Annotated in this window: 13 protein-coding genes; 3 read left to right on the plus strand and 10 right to left on the minus strand. The window is 67.9% G+C overall.

The window, feature by feature from the left end; genetic code table 11:
- Positions 1–4: 4 nt before the first annotated feature.
- The 4 genes from ftsX to rhlB all read right to left on the minus strand — a co-directional run bounded on the left by ftsX (position 5) and on the right by rhlB (position 4,403).
- On the minus strand, positions 5–952 hold the full coding sequence (ftsX, locus tag ACZLIB_RS20845) for a permease-like cell division protein FtsX (RefSeq protein ID WP_153854667.1): 948 nt from the start codon (positions 950–952) through the stop codon (positions 5–7).
- A 3-nt stretch (positions 953–955) separates the two neighbouring features.
- A complete protein-coding gene (gene ftsE, locus ACZLIB_RS20850) occupies positions 956–1,642 on the minus strand; it encodes a cell division ATP-binding protein FtsE (protein WP_049424090.1) in 687 nt (228 codons plus the stop codon).
- 99 nt (positions 1,643–1,741) lie between these two features.
- Positions 1,742–2,485: a class I SAM-dependent methyltransferase gene (locus ACZLIB_RS20855; RefSeq protein ID WP_110713942.1), complete on the minus strand. Its 744-nt coding sequence runs from the start codon at positions 2,483–2,485 to the stop codon at positions 1,742–1,744.
- Positions 2,486–2,693: 208 nt separating this feature from the next.
- Positions 2,694–4,403, minus strand: coding sequence for an ATP-dependent RNA helicase RhlB (rhlB, locus tag ACZLIB_RS20860; RefSeq protein WP_164160925.1), 1,710 nt, complete (start codon positions 4,401–4,403; stop codon positions 2,694–2,696).
- A gap of 511 nt (positions 4,404–4,914) precedes the next feature.
- Here rhlB and trxA point away from each other — a divergent pair.
- The 3 genes from trxA to ACZLIB_RS20875 all read left to right on the plus strand — a co-directional run bounded on the left by trxA (position 4,915) and on the right by ACZLIB_RS20875 (position 9,010).
- A complete protein-coding gene (trxA, locus tag ACZLIB_RS20865) occupies positions 4,915–5,244 on the plus strand; it encodes a thioredoxin TrxA (RefSeq protein WP_088027548.1) in 330 nt (109 codons plus the stop codon).
- A 229-nt stretch (positions 5,245–5,473) separates the two neighbouring features.
- Complete coding sequence (gene rho, locus ACZLIB_RS20870; protein WP_094001169.1) at positions 5,474–7,225, plus strand: transcription termination factor Rho; 1,752 nt, start codon at positions 5,474–5,476, stop codon at positions 7,223–7,225.
- Positions 7,226–7,435: 210 nt separating this feature from the next.
- Positions 7,436–9,010 (plus strand): sensor domain-containing diguanylate cyclase, encoded by a 1,575-nt coding sequence (locus ACZLIB_RS20875; protein ID WP_110713944.1) that lies wholly within the window; start codon positions 7,436–7,438, stop codon positions 9,008–9,010.
- A gap of 34 nt (positions 9,011–9,044) precedes the next feature.
- Here ACZLIB_RS20875 and ACZLIB_RS20880 read toward each other — a convergent pair whose 3' ends face one another.
- The 6 genes from ACZLIB_RS20880 to ACZLIB_RS20905 all read right to left on the minus strand — a co-directional run bounded on the left by ACZLIB_RS20880 (position 9,045) and on the right by ACZLIB_RS20905 (position 14,208).
- Positions 9,045–9,935 (minus strand): energy transducer TonB, encoded by an 891-nt coding sequence (locus tag ACZLIB_RS20880; RefSeq protein ID WP_153854670.1) that lies wholly within the window; start codon positions 9,933–9,935, stop codon positions 9,045–9,047.
- Between the two features lie 61 nt (positions 9,936–9,996).
- Positions 9,997–11,727, minus strand: a complete 1,731-nt coding sequence (gene aceK / locus ACZLIB_RS20885; protein WP_478468615.1) for a bifunctional isocitrate dehydrogenase kinase/phosphatase — start codon at positions 11,725–11,727, stop codon at positions 9,997–9,999.
- Between the two features lie 146 nt (positions 11,728–11,873).
- Positions 11,874–12,233, minus strand: a complete 360-nt coding sequence (locus ACZLIB_RS20890; protein ID WP_180847468.1) for a hypothetical protein — start codon at positions 12,231–12,233, stop codon at positions 11,874–11,876.
- A 53-nt stretch (positions 12,234–12,286) separates the two neighbouring features.
- Positions 12,287–12,703 carry a roadblock/LC7 domain-containing protein gene (locus tag ACZLIB_RS20895; RefSeq protein ID WP_164160929.1) on the minus strand — a complete coding sequence of 139 codons (417 nt, stop codon included), beginning with the start codon at positions 12,701–12,703 and terminating at the stop codon, positions 12,287–12,289.
- A complete protein-coding gene (locus ACZLIB_RS20900) occupies positions 12,696–13,244 on the minus strand; it encodes a GTP-binding protein (RefSeq protein WP_110713949.1) in 549 nt (182 codons plus the stop codon). Before ACZLIB_RS20900 ends, ACZLIB_RS20895 begins: the two co-directional genes overlap by 8 nt.
- Positions 13,237–14,208: a hypothetical protein gene (locus tag ACZLIB_RS20905; RefSeq protein ID WP_180854034.1), complete on the minus strand. Its 972-nt coding sequence runs from the start codon at positions 14,206–14,208 to the stop codon at positions 13,237–13,239. The genes ACZLIB_RS20900 and ACZLIB_RS20905 overlap by 8 nt, the downstream gene beginning before the upstream one ends.
- Positions 14,209–14,360 lie beyond the last annotated feature (152 nt).

Below are 14,360 nucleotides of genomic sequence, written 5' to 3' on the forward strand. Positions count from 1 at the left end.
GGTCTCAGGTGTCGGTCGGGCGGGTCTGGCGAAGGAAATGGCCGGTCACCAGCCATGCGCCCAGCCAGCCCAGCAGCAGTGTGCCGAGCAGGACCAGGCTGCCATGCAGCAGGTCCAGGCCGTGCAGCACGAACGGGCTGCCGTAGCTGCGGGAGAGTTCGGCCAGCGGCACGCGCAGCGCGGCACCGGCGCCGCCGATCAGGGCCAGCGCCACCGCGCCGGCACCCAGGCCGTACCACGCGCCCAGGTACAGGAACGGGCGGCGGATGAAGCCATCGCTGGCCCCCAGCAGCTGCAGCACGCCGATTTCCTCGCGACGGGCCTGGATGTCCAGACGCACGGTGTTGCCGACCACCAGCGCGGCGCCCACGCCGAGCAGCACCGACAGCACCTGCACCAGCCGCGCACCGAACGCCAGCCAGGCATCCAGGCGCTGGCGCCACAGTGCATCGTGTTGCACCAGGTCGGCCTCGGGCAGGCTTTCCAGCGCGCGCGCCAGGCGCGCGTCGTCCTTGCCCTGGCCGGGGGTGATCACCAGCAGCGAGGGCAGTGGATTGTCGTTGAGTGCGTCGATCGCCTCACCGAGGCCGGCATCGCGCAGTTCCTGCAGGCCCTGCTCGGGCGTGCGCACGTTCACTTCGGCCACGTCGTCGCGGTCGCGCAGCTGGCCCGCCAGGCGCAGCGCGCCGGGACCATCGACGTTGCCCTTCAGGAACACGTTGATGTCGCGCGACTGCTGCACGCTGCCGGCGAACTGCTTGAGGTTGTCCAGCGCGATCGACAAGCCCAGCGGCAGGGCCAGTGCCAGCGCCATGACCATCACCGTCAGCAGGGTCGCCCATGGCTTGCGGCAGGCGCGGCCCAGGCTGAACACCACGCTGTGCACGTGGTGCTGGAACCAGACGCCCACGCGCGACGGGGCGGCGGCTTCGCTGTTTTCGTTCTTCGCCATCGGTTACTCCGCCAGGTCCTGCGGCGAGATGTCATCCACCAGCCGGCCGTGGTCGAGGATCAGCACGCGCTTGCGCATGCGGCGCAGCAGCGGCAGGTCGTGGCTGACCACCAGCACGCTGGTGCCGCGCGAGGGCAGCTCGGCGAACAGGGCCATGATCTCTGCCGCCAGGGTCGGGTCGAGGTTGCCGGTTGGTTCATCGGCCACCAGCAGCTTGGGCTCGCCGACGATCGCGCGGGCGATGCCGACGCGCTGCTGCTCGCCGGCCGACAGCTGCGAGGGCAGCGCCTTCTCGCGGTGGCCCAGGCCCATCCGTTCCAGCACCGAGCGCACGCGCTTGCTGATGTCGCCACGGCGGGTGCCGCGCAGGATCAGCGGCAGCGCCACGTTCTCGGCGATCGAGCGGTCCATCAGCAGGCGATGGTCCTGGTAGACCGCCCCCACTGCGCGCCGATGGCGCGGCACATCGCCGCCACGCACCTTCAGCAGGTTGCGCTCGTCGAACACCACCGCGCCGCGGCTGGGCCGCTCGTCCAGGTGGATCAACTTGAGCAGGGTGCTCTTGCCCGCACCGGAATGGCCGGTGACGAACAGCATCTCGCCCGGCGCGACCTCGAAGCTGACATCGGTCAGTGCCTCGTGGCCACCGGCGTACTGTTTGCTGACATTATCGAAGCGCAGGACACTCATGCCCCGATTATGCAGGAGCGGCGCCACCGATCGGTAGCGCCGGGCGCTGCCCGGCGGAATCTTCGATCTGCCGCTGCGCCCGCCGGACCTGCCAGGGCGCTACCCTTCCCTGCGGGCGTGCAGGACCACCAGCGCGTTGTTGTCGCGGTATTCATCCCAGAAGCCGGGAGGCCGGTCCTTGCATTCCGCCGCTGTCGGCACCGGCGCCTGCCACTGCAGCCCGGGCAGCCCGGCGCGGGCGGCCGCCTGCTCGTGCTGGTCCGCGCGCCATTGATGGTCGGTGACGCGGGCCACGGCCGCATCGGCGAACGCGACCTCGACCAGGTGATGATCATCCAGCGCCTGCTGCCGGACGATACGCGCGCCGTAACGCGAAAAGTCGCCCTTGGCCAACCGGAAGGCAGGATGGGTGACGATGCCCAGCAGCCGTCCGCCCGGTTTGAGGACGCTGGCTGCTGCCCGGTACATGCGCTCCAGTTCCTGCAGCGTATCGGCGTGGTTGAACAGCCAGACCGCCACGGCAACATCGAAGCGGGCCGGCATGTCCAGGCGGGTCGCGTCGCCGTGCAGGAACTGCATGGCGTCACCGCCCTGCGCGGAAAGCCGGCGCGCCTGTTCGATCATCGCGGCGGACAGATCGACGCCGAGGGCGCTACGGGCCCCGTGCAGCAGGAGGTGGCGGCCGAAATCACCGGAACCGCAGGCCAGATCGATGACATCCCGCCCCTGCAGTGGACCGGCCAGCTCCAGCAGTGTCCGGCGTTCCAGCGGACGGGATGCAGAGGCCGCCACATGCTGCGCGTAATGCAGATCGAATGCGTCGTAACAGGGTACGGATGCCATCGCGTGACGCCTCCGGATGCGGGAGGCATCAGCTTGGATGGAAGCCGGCGGGCGCGGCCAGAGTCAGATGCGACAAGGTTGCGTGGCCGGCGCCTGCGCGGCATGCCGGTCCCGGCCAGCGGCCGGCACTACCATGCCTCGTGAGGCTGTAGAGCCGAGCATGGGCTCGGCTCGGTGCGGACCAAGGTCCGCACCCACCCGCGGTGGCTTAGTTGCCCGACAGCATCCGGCGGATCTTGCGGCCGATGCGGGTCAGGAACGAATCACCGGTATCGGCCGCGGTGCGCACCGGCTTGGCCACCACCTGCACCGGGGTGACCGGGCTGACGCCATTGCCGGCCGTGGCCTGCACGCCTTCGGCACCTTCGACCGGACGGCCGTGGCGACGACGACGACGCTTGCGCGGCTTGCGCTCGCCATCCACCGCACCTTCGGCACGCGGCGGACGCGGCGGGCGCGGAGCCTGGGCGACAGCGGCTTCAGCACCTTCCACCGGAGCGGCCGCAGCCTGCTCGCCTTCCACGCGCGGCTTGCGCGGGCCACGCGAACGGCGCTCGCCGCTGCGCTCACCGTCGCGACGCTCACCGCGGCCACCGCTGGAGCGGCCACCACTGCGGCCACCGCCACGACGCTCTTCCTCGGCGGCGCGGGCTTCGCGCGCTTCCCGGAAGATCTGGCCAACGCTCTCGTTCTCTTCGCCGTCCTCGCCTGCGGCCGGGGCCGGGCGTTCCGGGCGCGGCAGCGCGGTCAGCAGCTCCTTGGTGACCGGCTCGGACGGAATCTTCTGCTCGATGTAGGCCTCGATGTCCGGCAGGCTCATCGCATAGCGTTCGCAGGCAAAGCTGATCGCATCGCCTTCCTCGCCCAGGCGGGCGGTACGGCCGATGCGGTGCACGTAGTCTTCGGCGTCGAACGGCAGGTCGTAGTTGTAGACGTACTTGATGCCGTCGATGTGCAGGCCGCGCGCGGCCACGTCGGTGGCCACCAGGATTTCCAGCTGGCCCTTCTGGAAGCGGTTGAGCAGGCTCTCACGCTTCTTCTGCGGCACGTCGCCGGACAGCACGCCGACGCGGTAGCCGGCCTTTTCCAGCGAACGGGCGACGCGCTCGACGAACACCTTGGTGTTGACGAACACCATGGTGCGGGCGCCTTCGCTGCGCGACAGCAGGCCCAGCAGCAGCGGGATCTTCTCTTCGTCGGCCGGGAAGTACAGCTTCTGGCGCACGCGTGCGGCAGTGACCGTCTCGGCTTCGACCACCAGCTTCTGCGGCTCGTTCATGTGCTCGTAGGCCAGCTCCAGCACGCGGTGGCTGAGGGTGGCGCTGAACAGCAGGGTCTGGCGGGTGGTGCGCTCCGGCATGCGGCGCAGCAGGAAGCGGATGTCCTTGATGAAGCCGAGGTCGAACATGCGGTCGGCTTCGTCCAGCACGCAGATCTCGCAGGCATGCAGCGAAACCACCTTGTGCTGCTTCACGTAATCGATCAGGCGGCCCGGGGTGGCGATGATCACGTCCACGCCCTGCTGCAGGATCTCGCGCTGCTTGTCGTAGTCGACACCGCCATAGACCAGCGCGAAGCGCAGGCCCAGGTCGGAACCGAACTTCACCGCGTCCTTGTGGATCTGGATGGCCAGTTCGCGGGTCGGGGCGAGGATCAGCGCGCGCGGGTCTTCCGGCTTGCGGTCGGCCAGCGCCGGCTTGCTCAGCAGGCGGTTCACGACCGCGACCAGGAAGGCCAGGGTCTTGCCGGTGCCGGTCTGGGCCTGGCCGGCAACATCACCGCCGGCCAGCGCGACCGGCAGGGTCAGCGCCTGGATCGGGGTGCAGCGGGTGAATCCGGCTCCTTCAAGGCCGGCCTGCAGGGCCGGATGCAGCTCGAAGGAGGAGAAGGTCAAATCGGTCAGCGGTTTGTCGCTCATGAGTCCGTCTTGGTATGGCCGCCGGCCCGTAAGGCGGCTGGCACTTCATCGTCTAGGGGCACCGTCGCAAACTGCGGCCCCTGCGGCGGGTTGGCAGGCTGGGACCACCGGGTCCGCGCGCCGCACAATGCCCCAGTTTAACGCACTCGGGCGGGCAAACCGGAATGAGCCGTCTCAAAGATACGAGAGACGCTCGACCTTCACCCAGCAACACCGGACTTGAACGGTCCTTCCAGAGGCGCTGGTGTCGCCCGCTGCCAGCCCCATGTACAGGAAGACAGTGAAATCCGACACATACCGGCCATCGAAGCGATCACGATACGCTGGGTTCCAGCCGGCGCCTGTCCGTGCCCTGCGATAGGGGTACACTGCCGGCCGTGAGCGTCCAGGCATCCCGCCGAACGCACCGCGGCAGTGCGCCGCGAGGCAACGACGAGGGTCGCGCCACCGGGCATGGCCCAGTTCACCCACCTCCGGCATGACCGGGTGCAATCCAAGACGAGAAACCAAGATGAGCGACAAGGTTGTACATGTCGGCGACGCCGACTTTGATAGCGCAGTGCTGAATTCCAAGGAACCGGTGCTGGTCGATTTCTGGGCCGAGTGGTGTGGCCCGTGCAAGATGATCGCCCCGGCGCTGGACGAGCTGGCCGATGCCTACCAGGGCCGCGCCAAGATCGCCAAGGTCAACGTCGACCACAACCGTGCGCTGGCCGCCAAGTACCACGTGCGTTCGATTCCGTACCTGGTCGTGTTCAAGGATGGCGAGAAGGTCGCCGAGCAGATCGGTGCGGTGGGCAAGGCCCAGCTGGCCGGCCTGCTGGACAAGGCCCTGGCCTGATCCCGCTGCTCCCCGGCAGCCGTCGACCGCGGCTGCCGGTGGGGCGCCCCGCGCCCGTGATGAATGCTGTTCCCGGTGACCCTTGCATGGCGCCGCGGGCCGATGATAGTGTCGGCATATCCGGCCGCGTTCGCGTGCCGCACCCTCTGGACGCAGTTTCTTCCAGACCCATTCCCAACGTTCGCCGCCCCAGCCGGGCGCTCGCACCTTCAAGCGAGGAATAACGCTCTTGTCCGATAACACTTCCGAAACCGGCAGCGCCGATGCGCCCGCCGAAAAGCGCGTGCGCAAGCCCCGCGTGAGCAAGGCCGCCGCTCCGGCAGCCGCCGAAACCAGCGCCGCTCCGGCGCAGCCGACCCTGCCGCTGGCCGCCGCGCCCGAAGCGCCGGCACCGGCCGCCGCCGCCCCCGCACCGAGCGCGCCCGCCGCCGAGGCCCCTGCCAGCAGTGGCGGCGGCGAAGGTGGTGAGGGTCGCGAATCCGGCCAGCCGCGCCAGCAGAACCACCAGGGGGGCGGCCAGAACCAGGGCCAGAACCCGTACAACCAGAACGGCCAGCAGGGCCAGGGGCAAGGTCAGGGCAATCGCCGCGACCGCTTCCGCAACCGCCGCGACCGTGACCGCAACAATCGCTTCCGCGACGATGGCCTGCCCAACGACGGCGGCGAGCAGCAGCCGTTCGTGCCGCGCCCGCACGCCAACGTGCCCGAGGGCTTCCCGGTCTACTCGCTGAGCGACCTCAAGCGGATGCCGGCGCAGAAGCTGCTGGAAATCGCCGAGCAGCTGCAGATCTCCGAAGGCGTGGCACGCGCCCGCAAGCAGGATGTGATCTTCGCCCTGCTGAAGGTACTGACCCGCCACGGTGACGGCGTCGCCGCCGACGGCGTGCTGGAAATCCTGCCGGACGGCTTCGGCTTCCTGCGCGCGGCCGAAGCCAGCTACCTGGCCGGCCCGGACGATACCTACATCTCGCCCAGCCAGATCCGCCGCTTCAACCTGCGCACCGGCGACCATATCTCCGGCCGCATCCGCTTCCCGAAGGACGGCGAGCGCTACTTCGCGCTGAACATCGTCGACACCATCAACGGCGAGCCGATCGAAGCGTCGAAGAACAAGGTGCTGTTCGAGAACCTGACCGCCCTGTTCCCGCGCCGCCGCTTCACCCTGGAGCGCGGCAACGGTTCGTCGGAAGACATCACCGGCCGCATCCTCGACCTGATGGCGCCGCAGGGCAAGGGCCAGCGCTCGCTCATCGTGTCGCAGCCGAAGGCCGGCAAGACGATGATGATGCAGCAGGTCGCCACCGCCATCACCACCAACCACCCGGACGTGCACCTGATCGTGCTGCTGATCGACGAGCGCCCGGAAGAAGTGACCGAAATGCAGCGCACCGTGCGCGGCGAGGTCATCAGCTCGACCTTCGACGAACCGGCCGCGCGCCACGTGCAGGTGGCCGAAATGGTCATCGAGCGCGCCAAGCGCCTGGTCGAGCACAAGAAGGACGTGGTCATCCTGCTCGACTCGATCACCCGCCTGGCCCGTGCCTACAACAACGTGGTGCCGAGCTCGGGCAAGGTGCTGACCGGTGGTGTGGACGCCAACGCCCTGCATCGCCCGAAGCGCTTCTTCGGTGCCGCGCGCAACGTGGAAGAAGGCGGCAGCCTGACCATCATCGCCACCGCACTGGTCGACACCGGTTCGAAGATGGACGAGGTGATCTACGAAGAGTTCAAGGGCACCGGCAACAGCGAAGTGCACCTGAGCCGCCGCATCGCTGAAAAGCGTGTGTTCCCGGCCATCGACATCAACCGTTCCGGCACCCGCCGCGAAGACCTGCTGATCGAACCGGAACTGCTGCAGAAGATCTGGATCCTGCGCAAGCTGCTGCATCCGATGGATGAAATGGCCGCGATGGAGTTCCTGCTGGACAAGATGAAGAACACCAAGTCCAACGACGAGTTCTTCGGTTCGATGAAGCGCTGAGCCCCGGCGCTGCATCGGAAGAAACCTGCCGCTCGCTGCGGCAGGTTTTTTTTTGCCTGCAGGGCGACGCACTTCACTTCGCTGGCGCCCGCTTTTGGCGATAATCCGCGCGATACCCTGCCCGGCCCCCGTGGGCCCGGCCACCGATTCCCGCTGTCGCCCCTTCCGGAGAACCGGTCGGGTCCAGCCTCCTGCCGGATCCGTCGACGCATGCGAACGCTGTCCCCCCGCCTCAACCTGGGCAAGCTGATCCTCGCCCTGGCCCTGCTCAGCGCCATCATCGCGCTGGCCAACACCCTGCTGGCCAGCTACCGGGTGCAGCGCGACCAGCTGGTCGGCAATACCCTGGAAGCCAACCGCGTCTACGCCACCAAGCTGGCCGAGACCACCCAGAACTTCCTGCTGGCCGCGCAGCAGCAGCTGGCCTATGCAGCCACCCGGCTCGGCCAGGGCGACCTTGATCCGAAGCAGGCCCAGGACGAAGCCAGCCGCCTGCAGTTGCAGTCCAGCAGCTTCAACTCCTCGCTGGTGGTGGATGCCGATGGCCTGGTGATCGCCACCTCGCCGCAGACCCTGCAGCTGCAGGGTGAGGTGCTGCACAGTGTCGGCAACAATGCGGCACTGGCCGCGCGCCAGCCGATGATCAGCGATCCGTACCAATCGGCCACCGGCAAGCTGCTGGTCTCGCTGTCGCACCCGATCTTCGACCGCCAGGGCCGCTATCGCGGCTATGTCAGCGGCACCCTGTACCTGCGCCAGCGCAGCGCCCTGCATACGCTGCTGGGCAAGCACTACTACCGCGACGGCTCCTACCTGTACGTGGTCGACCGCCATGGCCGCCTGCTGTACCACGCCGACGGCAAGCGGGTTGGCGACTACGTGGTTGGCAACCCGGCGGTGAAGGCCGTTGTGCGGGGCGAGCGCGGCGCGCAGCAGGTGCGCAACAACCGCGGCGTGTCGATGCTGGCTGGCTACGCACCTGTCGCAGCCACCGGCTGGGGCATCATCGCCCAGCGCCCGACCGAGGCCACGCTGCAGCCGCTGTCGCGGCTGATGACGGCGGTGATCTGGAACGCGATTCCGCTCGGCCTGCTGTCGCTGCTGGTCACCTGGTGGTTCGCGCGCCGCATCTCGATGCCACTGTGGCAGCTGGCACGCAATGTTCAGGGCGGCGAGGACACCGGCAACGCCATCAACCATGTCAGCGGCATCCGCGCCTGGTACTTCGAGGTCGCCCAGCTCAAGCAGGCGGTGCTGCACAGCTTCAATGCCCTGCAGGATCGCATCGGCACGCTCAACCGTGCCAGCCGTACCGACCCGCTGACCGGTCTGTTCAACCGCCGCGGACTGCAGCAGGCGCTGGACGCGCTGCAGGTGCAGGGCATCCCGTTCGCGATCCTGGCGCTGGACATCGATCGCTTCAAGTCGATCAACGACAGCCATGGGCATGACGTCGGCGACAACGCCATCGTCCATATCGCCGACCAGATGCGCCGCTACTCGCGCGACAGCGACATCCTCTGCCGCGCCGGTGGCGAGGAATTCCTGCTGCTGCTGCCGGGCATCAGTACTGAATCGGCGCGCCAGGCCGGCGAACGCCTGCGCCAGCACATCGCCGACCATCCGTTCGAACCGGTCGGCACCATCACCGTATCGCTGGGCGTGGCCCACTTCCCCAGCTTCCATGTCGACGCAGAACAGGCGCTGCGGCTGGCCGACAAGGCGCTGTACATGGCCAAGGAACAGGGCCGCAACCGGGTGGTGGTCTACCCGTATGCGGACTGACGCGGAGCCGGATTGCCCGGCTCCGCTCCCACAATCAGCCCTGTTCCAGCGGGGTCAACAGGCGCACGCCGCGCTTGGCGCCATCGACCATGTACACCCCACCCTCCGGCAGCAGGTCGCTGCCGGCCTGTTCGATCGACCGGCGTTCGCGCCACGGCGCAGCCTGGCGGGGCCCGGGGATGAAGGCGCGCCAGCGGCCATAGCGTTCCTGCCCTGCGTTGCGGTCATTGCCCAGGGCGAAGCTCACCGGGATGCGTACCGTCCAGCTGTCGTGTGTGCTGCTTTCGCCGGTGGTCGGTGGGTTGAAGGTCCAGCTGCGGGCGCTGCTGATACTGGCCTTGGCCAGGATGTCGCGCATCTTGGCCATGGCCCGTTCCGGGCCGACCACGGCCATGTTCACCTGCTCGGCGATGACATCGGCCACCGTGCCGTCACGCGCCACCTTGACCATCAGCAGCACTTCACCCTGCGCACCATTCCGATAGGCGTCTTCCGGATAGCGCGGCGGGGCCATCTGCTTCCGGGTCACCGAATCGGTAGCCTTCGGATCATATTCACTGAAATCGACACTGGTCATGCTGACCTGGTAGCCACCATCGGCCATCTGCGTCCCCCTCAGCCGCACCCGCATCGGGGCGCGTGCAGCCACTGCCTTGCCATCGCGCAGCGTGGGTTCGAAGCGCCAGCCGCCGATCGTGCCTTCCACGAAGGAGGCGATGCTCGGAGTCAAGGCCGATTTCTGGTCCAGTACCAGCGAGCTGACCTCACCCTCAGGCGTGATCTCGATATGGCCGGACAGCACCATGCTCATTTCCGCGGTGGCACGCACCGCACGCGCGGTCTGTGCACTGGCCTCGCCAGCAAGCAACGGGGTGCCGGCACCTACGGCCAGCGCGAGAGCGAGAAACAAAGGGGAACGCATCATTGCCGGATCCTTGGTGATGAACGGCGAGCGTACCCCAGTCCCAGCCGCCATGACAGCCGCCTCAGGCCAACCGGTGCACACCCGCATAAGGGGGCGTATCCGGATAGTCACCGCGGGCGAAGCGTTCCTGCAGGCCCTGCCACCAACCCGGGTCGAACAGGTGCCGGTAGTGCTCGCGCACTGCGGCCAGTTCACCTGCCGGCAGGCCCATGAACGGGCCGAAGCGCTCCGGGAACACATCACGCGGGCCGACATGGAACCAGGGCTCGTCGGCCATCGCTTCCTCAGGCGTGCGTGGCTGCGGCCACGCGCGGAACACGCAGTCGCTGACCAGGCACAGCTCGTCATAGTCGTAGAACACGGCCCGGCCATGCCGCGATACGCCGAAGTTCTTCGGCAGCATGTCGCCAGGGAAGATGTTGTTGCGCGCCATGTCGGTGATGGCCTGCGCGTAGTCGAGCACCGCCGCGCGCACGGCCTCGCCTCCCTGCTCGCGCAGGTACAGGTTCAAGGGGCGGAAGCGGCGCTGCACATAGCACAGTGCGACTTCAACCTCATCGCCATCGATGCGTACGCTCTGCGCGCATTGCTGCAGCAGCTCTTCCAGCAAGGCCGGTGCGAAGCGGTCGCTTGGAAAGCGCAGATGACGATAGGGCTGTGCATCGAGCAGGCGGCCGACACGGTCCAGGTTGAACACCAGCGCGTACTTCTCTTCCACCTGCTGGCGCGACATCGACTTCGGCCACGCGAAGCGGTCGCGGATCAGCTTGAACACCAGCGGGTAACTGGGCAGGGTGAACACCGCCATGACCATGCCCGGTGTGCCCTCTGCATGCACCAGCCGCTCCTGCGGGTGCTCGTTGAAATGACGGAAGAAGGTGCGGTAGCGCTCGGTCTTGCCCTGCTTGGCACGGCCCAGCACCGTGTAGATCTCGTCGATGGGCTTGCCCGGCAGCAGGCTGCGCAGGAACACCACTGCGTCGCCCACCGTGCCCAGGTCAGCCTGGAAGTAGCTGCGGGAGACGCCGAACAGGTGAGCAACATCACGGCGCCGGGTCAGCACTGCATCGGCACGCAGGCCGCGCTCGTCGTTGACCAGGGCGATCACGCACGGCGAGAAGCGGTGCTCGCCGAACACGCGTCCGACCAGGTAGGCGCGACGCTCGCGGTAGAACACGGTGTCGAGCAGCTCGATGCTGCGTACCGGCGTGTCACCCCAATGGGCGAGGTCGTCCTGCAGGCGCACGGCAATGGTCGCCGCGCAGCGCAGCTGGTGCGCATAGGGGATGTCGAAGCGATAGTCGGCCAGCACCCGCTGCAACGCCTCCACCGGCCGCGTCGGCGAGACGGCATAGGTATGCCGTGCCACGGGATGGGTGATTGCATCGGAGGGTTCGACATCGAAGGCGATGAACTCCAGCGCCGGGTCCACGCCCCGGGTGGCGAACAGGCGCCGCGACAGCGTGTTGTAGAAGGTCTTGTACAGCTCGGCGTCGATCAGGCCCTGCAGCAGCGCGCTGTACTGCGCGTGCACCTGCAGCCACAGCGCGCGCTCGCCGATCGCGTCATCGGCGAGGCGGCGCAACGCATCCATCTGCTCGGCGATGCACAGGTCGTACAGGGCGATGCGCTCGACCGCATCCTGGCGTGCCGCTGCCCAGTCGCGCTGCTCGAAACGCAACCGCGCACGGGCGGTGATTGCCGCAAAGCGGGCATGGTACTGCTCGAAACCATCGCGGATGGCACCGGCGATACGCGGCGCCAGCTCGGCAACGATGTCAGGCGTGGACATGCAGGGCTCATCCGGGAGGACCGGCTTCACCATACGCTGGCGTGTGTGATGCCGTCGAGCGCAGAGGTAGTGCCGGCCGCTGGCCGGCAGCCCCTGGACCGCCGATGGATCCATGCAGATGCCGGCCAGTGGCCGGCACTACCGGCTCAGATCGCCAGTTCGGCCTCTACGTCCTGCACCTTGCGCCGGGCCAGCGCCAGGTTGGACTTGGTACGGTCCAGCACGAGGTAGAAGAACAGGCCCTTCTTCTTCGCCACCGGGCGCATGATGTGGTAGGCCTTGCCCAGCGAGATCAGGATGTCCTCGATGCTGTCGTTGAGGTTCAGCGACGCGGCGGTCTTCATCTTGGCGCGGATCACTTCGGTGTTGCCGGCGGCGGCCACTTCCATGTCCATGCCGGCACCGGCTTCGCCCAGCAGCATGCCGCTTTCGTAGTCGACCAGCGCCACTGCCTGCGCGCCGTCGATGCCCATCAGTGCATTCAACGATTCATTCAATCCAGCCACGTCGCACCCCTTGTCGATGTTGGTTCGAGCCCCTCGTTCCCCTGCGGCCGGGCTCACGATCCGCCGAGTTCGGCCAGGATCGCCTGGCCACATTCCCTGCTCTGCCACAGCACCTGGCCGATCACGCTGCGCTGGTCGCAGGCCGCCATCAGCAGCAGCGGTGCGCGCCCTTCAGCCAGGATCGCCAGCATCAGCACCTTGCCGCCCACAGCCTCCAGCATCAGCGTCTGCAGATCGCCCAGCACCAGTTCGCGGCCCACCGCCGCGGCCAGTGCCAGCATCGCGCTGGTCATCGCTGCCAGTCGTTCGCCACGCCCATCGGCGCCGGCACTGACCAGGGCAAAGCCATCGACGCTGGCCAGCACTACCGTACGCACGCCTTCGACGCGCTGCTGCAGGTCCTGCAGCAAGGGCTGCAGGCGCTCACGCTGGCCGGCATCGGGCAGGACTGCCGCCTGCCCGTCAGCCATGTGCCGCCACCAGCGCGTGCGCTTCCATTTCGCTCATCAACACATCCATCAGCAGCAGCCCCTGTTCGCGGTCGCGGGCGTCCACCGCCAGCAGCGGTAGTGGTTGGTCGTCGAGGCAGGCGCGCGTGGCCCAGTCATCCAGCGCGGCGCGTGGCGCCTGGTCGAGATGGGTCACCGCCACCACCAGCGCCAATGACGATGCGAACGGCTGCAGCACCTGCAGGTAGTCCTCCAGCTCGCTGGCCAGCCCGGCACGACGCGCATCCAGCAGCAGCACCGCACCACGTGCCCCCTGCAGCAGGATCGGCCACAGGAAATCGAAGCGCTGCTGGCCAGGTGTGCCGTAGAGACGCAGGCGTTCGCCGTTGGGCAGGTCGATGTCTGCGTAGTCCAGCGCCACGGTGGTGGACGCCTTGTCGGCGCCGAGGCGGTCACTGTTGGCCACATCGGTGTCGATCACCGCGCCCGCTGCGATGCTGCGTACCAGGGTCGACTTGCCGCTGCCCATGCCACCCAGCACCACCACCTTGTGCTCACGCATTGCGTTCGCTCCCGCGCAGGTGCCGCCACAGGCGGGCAAGCAGGCCGTTGTCGGTGCCCGTGCCGCTGCCACGTCCTGCCGCCATCGGGGCCACCGGGGCGCTCTGCAACTGCGCGTAGCCGCACAGGTAGGCGGCATGGATGAAATCGCGCACCGCCGCAGCCGGCAACTCAAGCAGCATCGCGCACTCGTCAACCGTACACGCGCGCTTGAGCAGCAGCGAACACAGGCGGAAGCCATCATGGTCGTGGCCCAGTACGCGGAAGTCGGGCCAGCGCAGCAGCTTCACTGAGGCGCCACGCAGGCGTTCGTCCAATGCCTGCCAATGGCGGCTGCGCTGTGCCCACTGCCACAGCAGCGGTCGCAGTGGTTGGCGGGGCCGCTCGCCGGCCAGCGCCTGCAGGCGTGCCGGCGTCAGCGCATCCAGTTGCAGGCGTTCGAAGGCATCGGCCAAACGCTCCACCAGCGCCGCAGCCGGTTCCTGCAGCAGCACGGCCTGGTCGTGCTCCAGATCCATCAGCAGCAGAGGCTCGCCCGCATCACTCAACAGTGCCTGGCCCTGTCGCAGCGGCAGCCGCTCGCGCAGCAGACGGGTGATGGCATGCGCACCATCAGCCAGGCGGATCGGTGCGGCTGCGTGCATGGCCAGGGGCTCCACTGCCAACTGCATGCCGCGCAATGCACGGCCGATGGCACTGTCATCAAGTACATCCTGGTGCCCATCACCGTCGCGCAGCTGGCCTCCCAGGTCCTCGATCCAGCACTGCAGTCGCGGACGCTGCTGGCGCATGCGCAGGGCCGCGTTGCGCAGCGCCGGCGTATCGCGGATGACCAGCAGATCGCAATCATCCAGGTCCTGGCTGCGGCGGATCTGGCCGTCCGGCAGGGCCGATGCCACGCGCAGCCGCTGCAGCAGGGCCTGCTCGCCCTGGATGTCGGTTCCCACTACCAGCACGCGTGCCATCCGTGTTCCCCGTGCGGCCACCTCCCCGGTGGCCTCGCGTCGCCAAGGCTAGGGCATCGCCAGCGGCAGCCGTCGTGATCGACTGCTCAGATCGAGGGCGGCTGCAGATCCGCTCATATCGGTTCTGCGACGGCCATCGCGGGCAAGTTTCA

The organism is Stenotrophomonas sp. 220_Sma, from assembly GCF_056487375.1.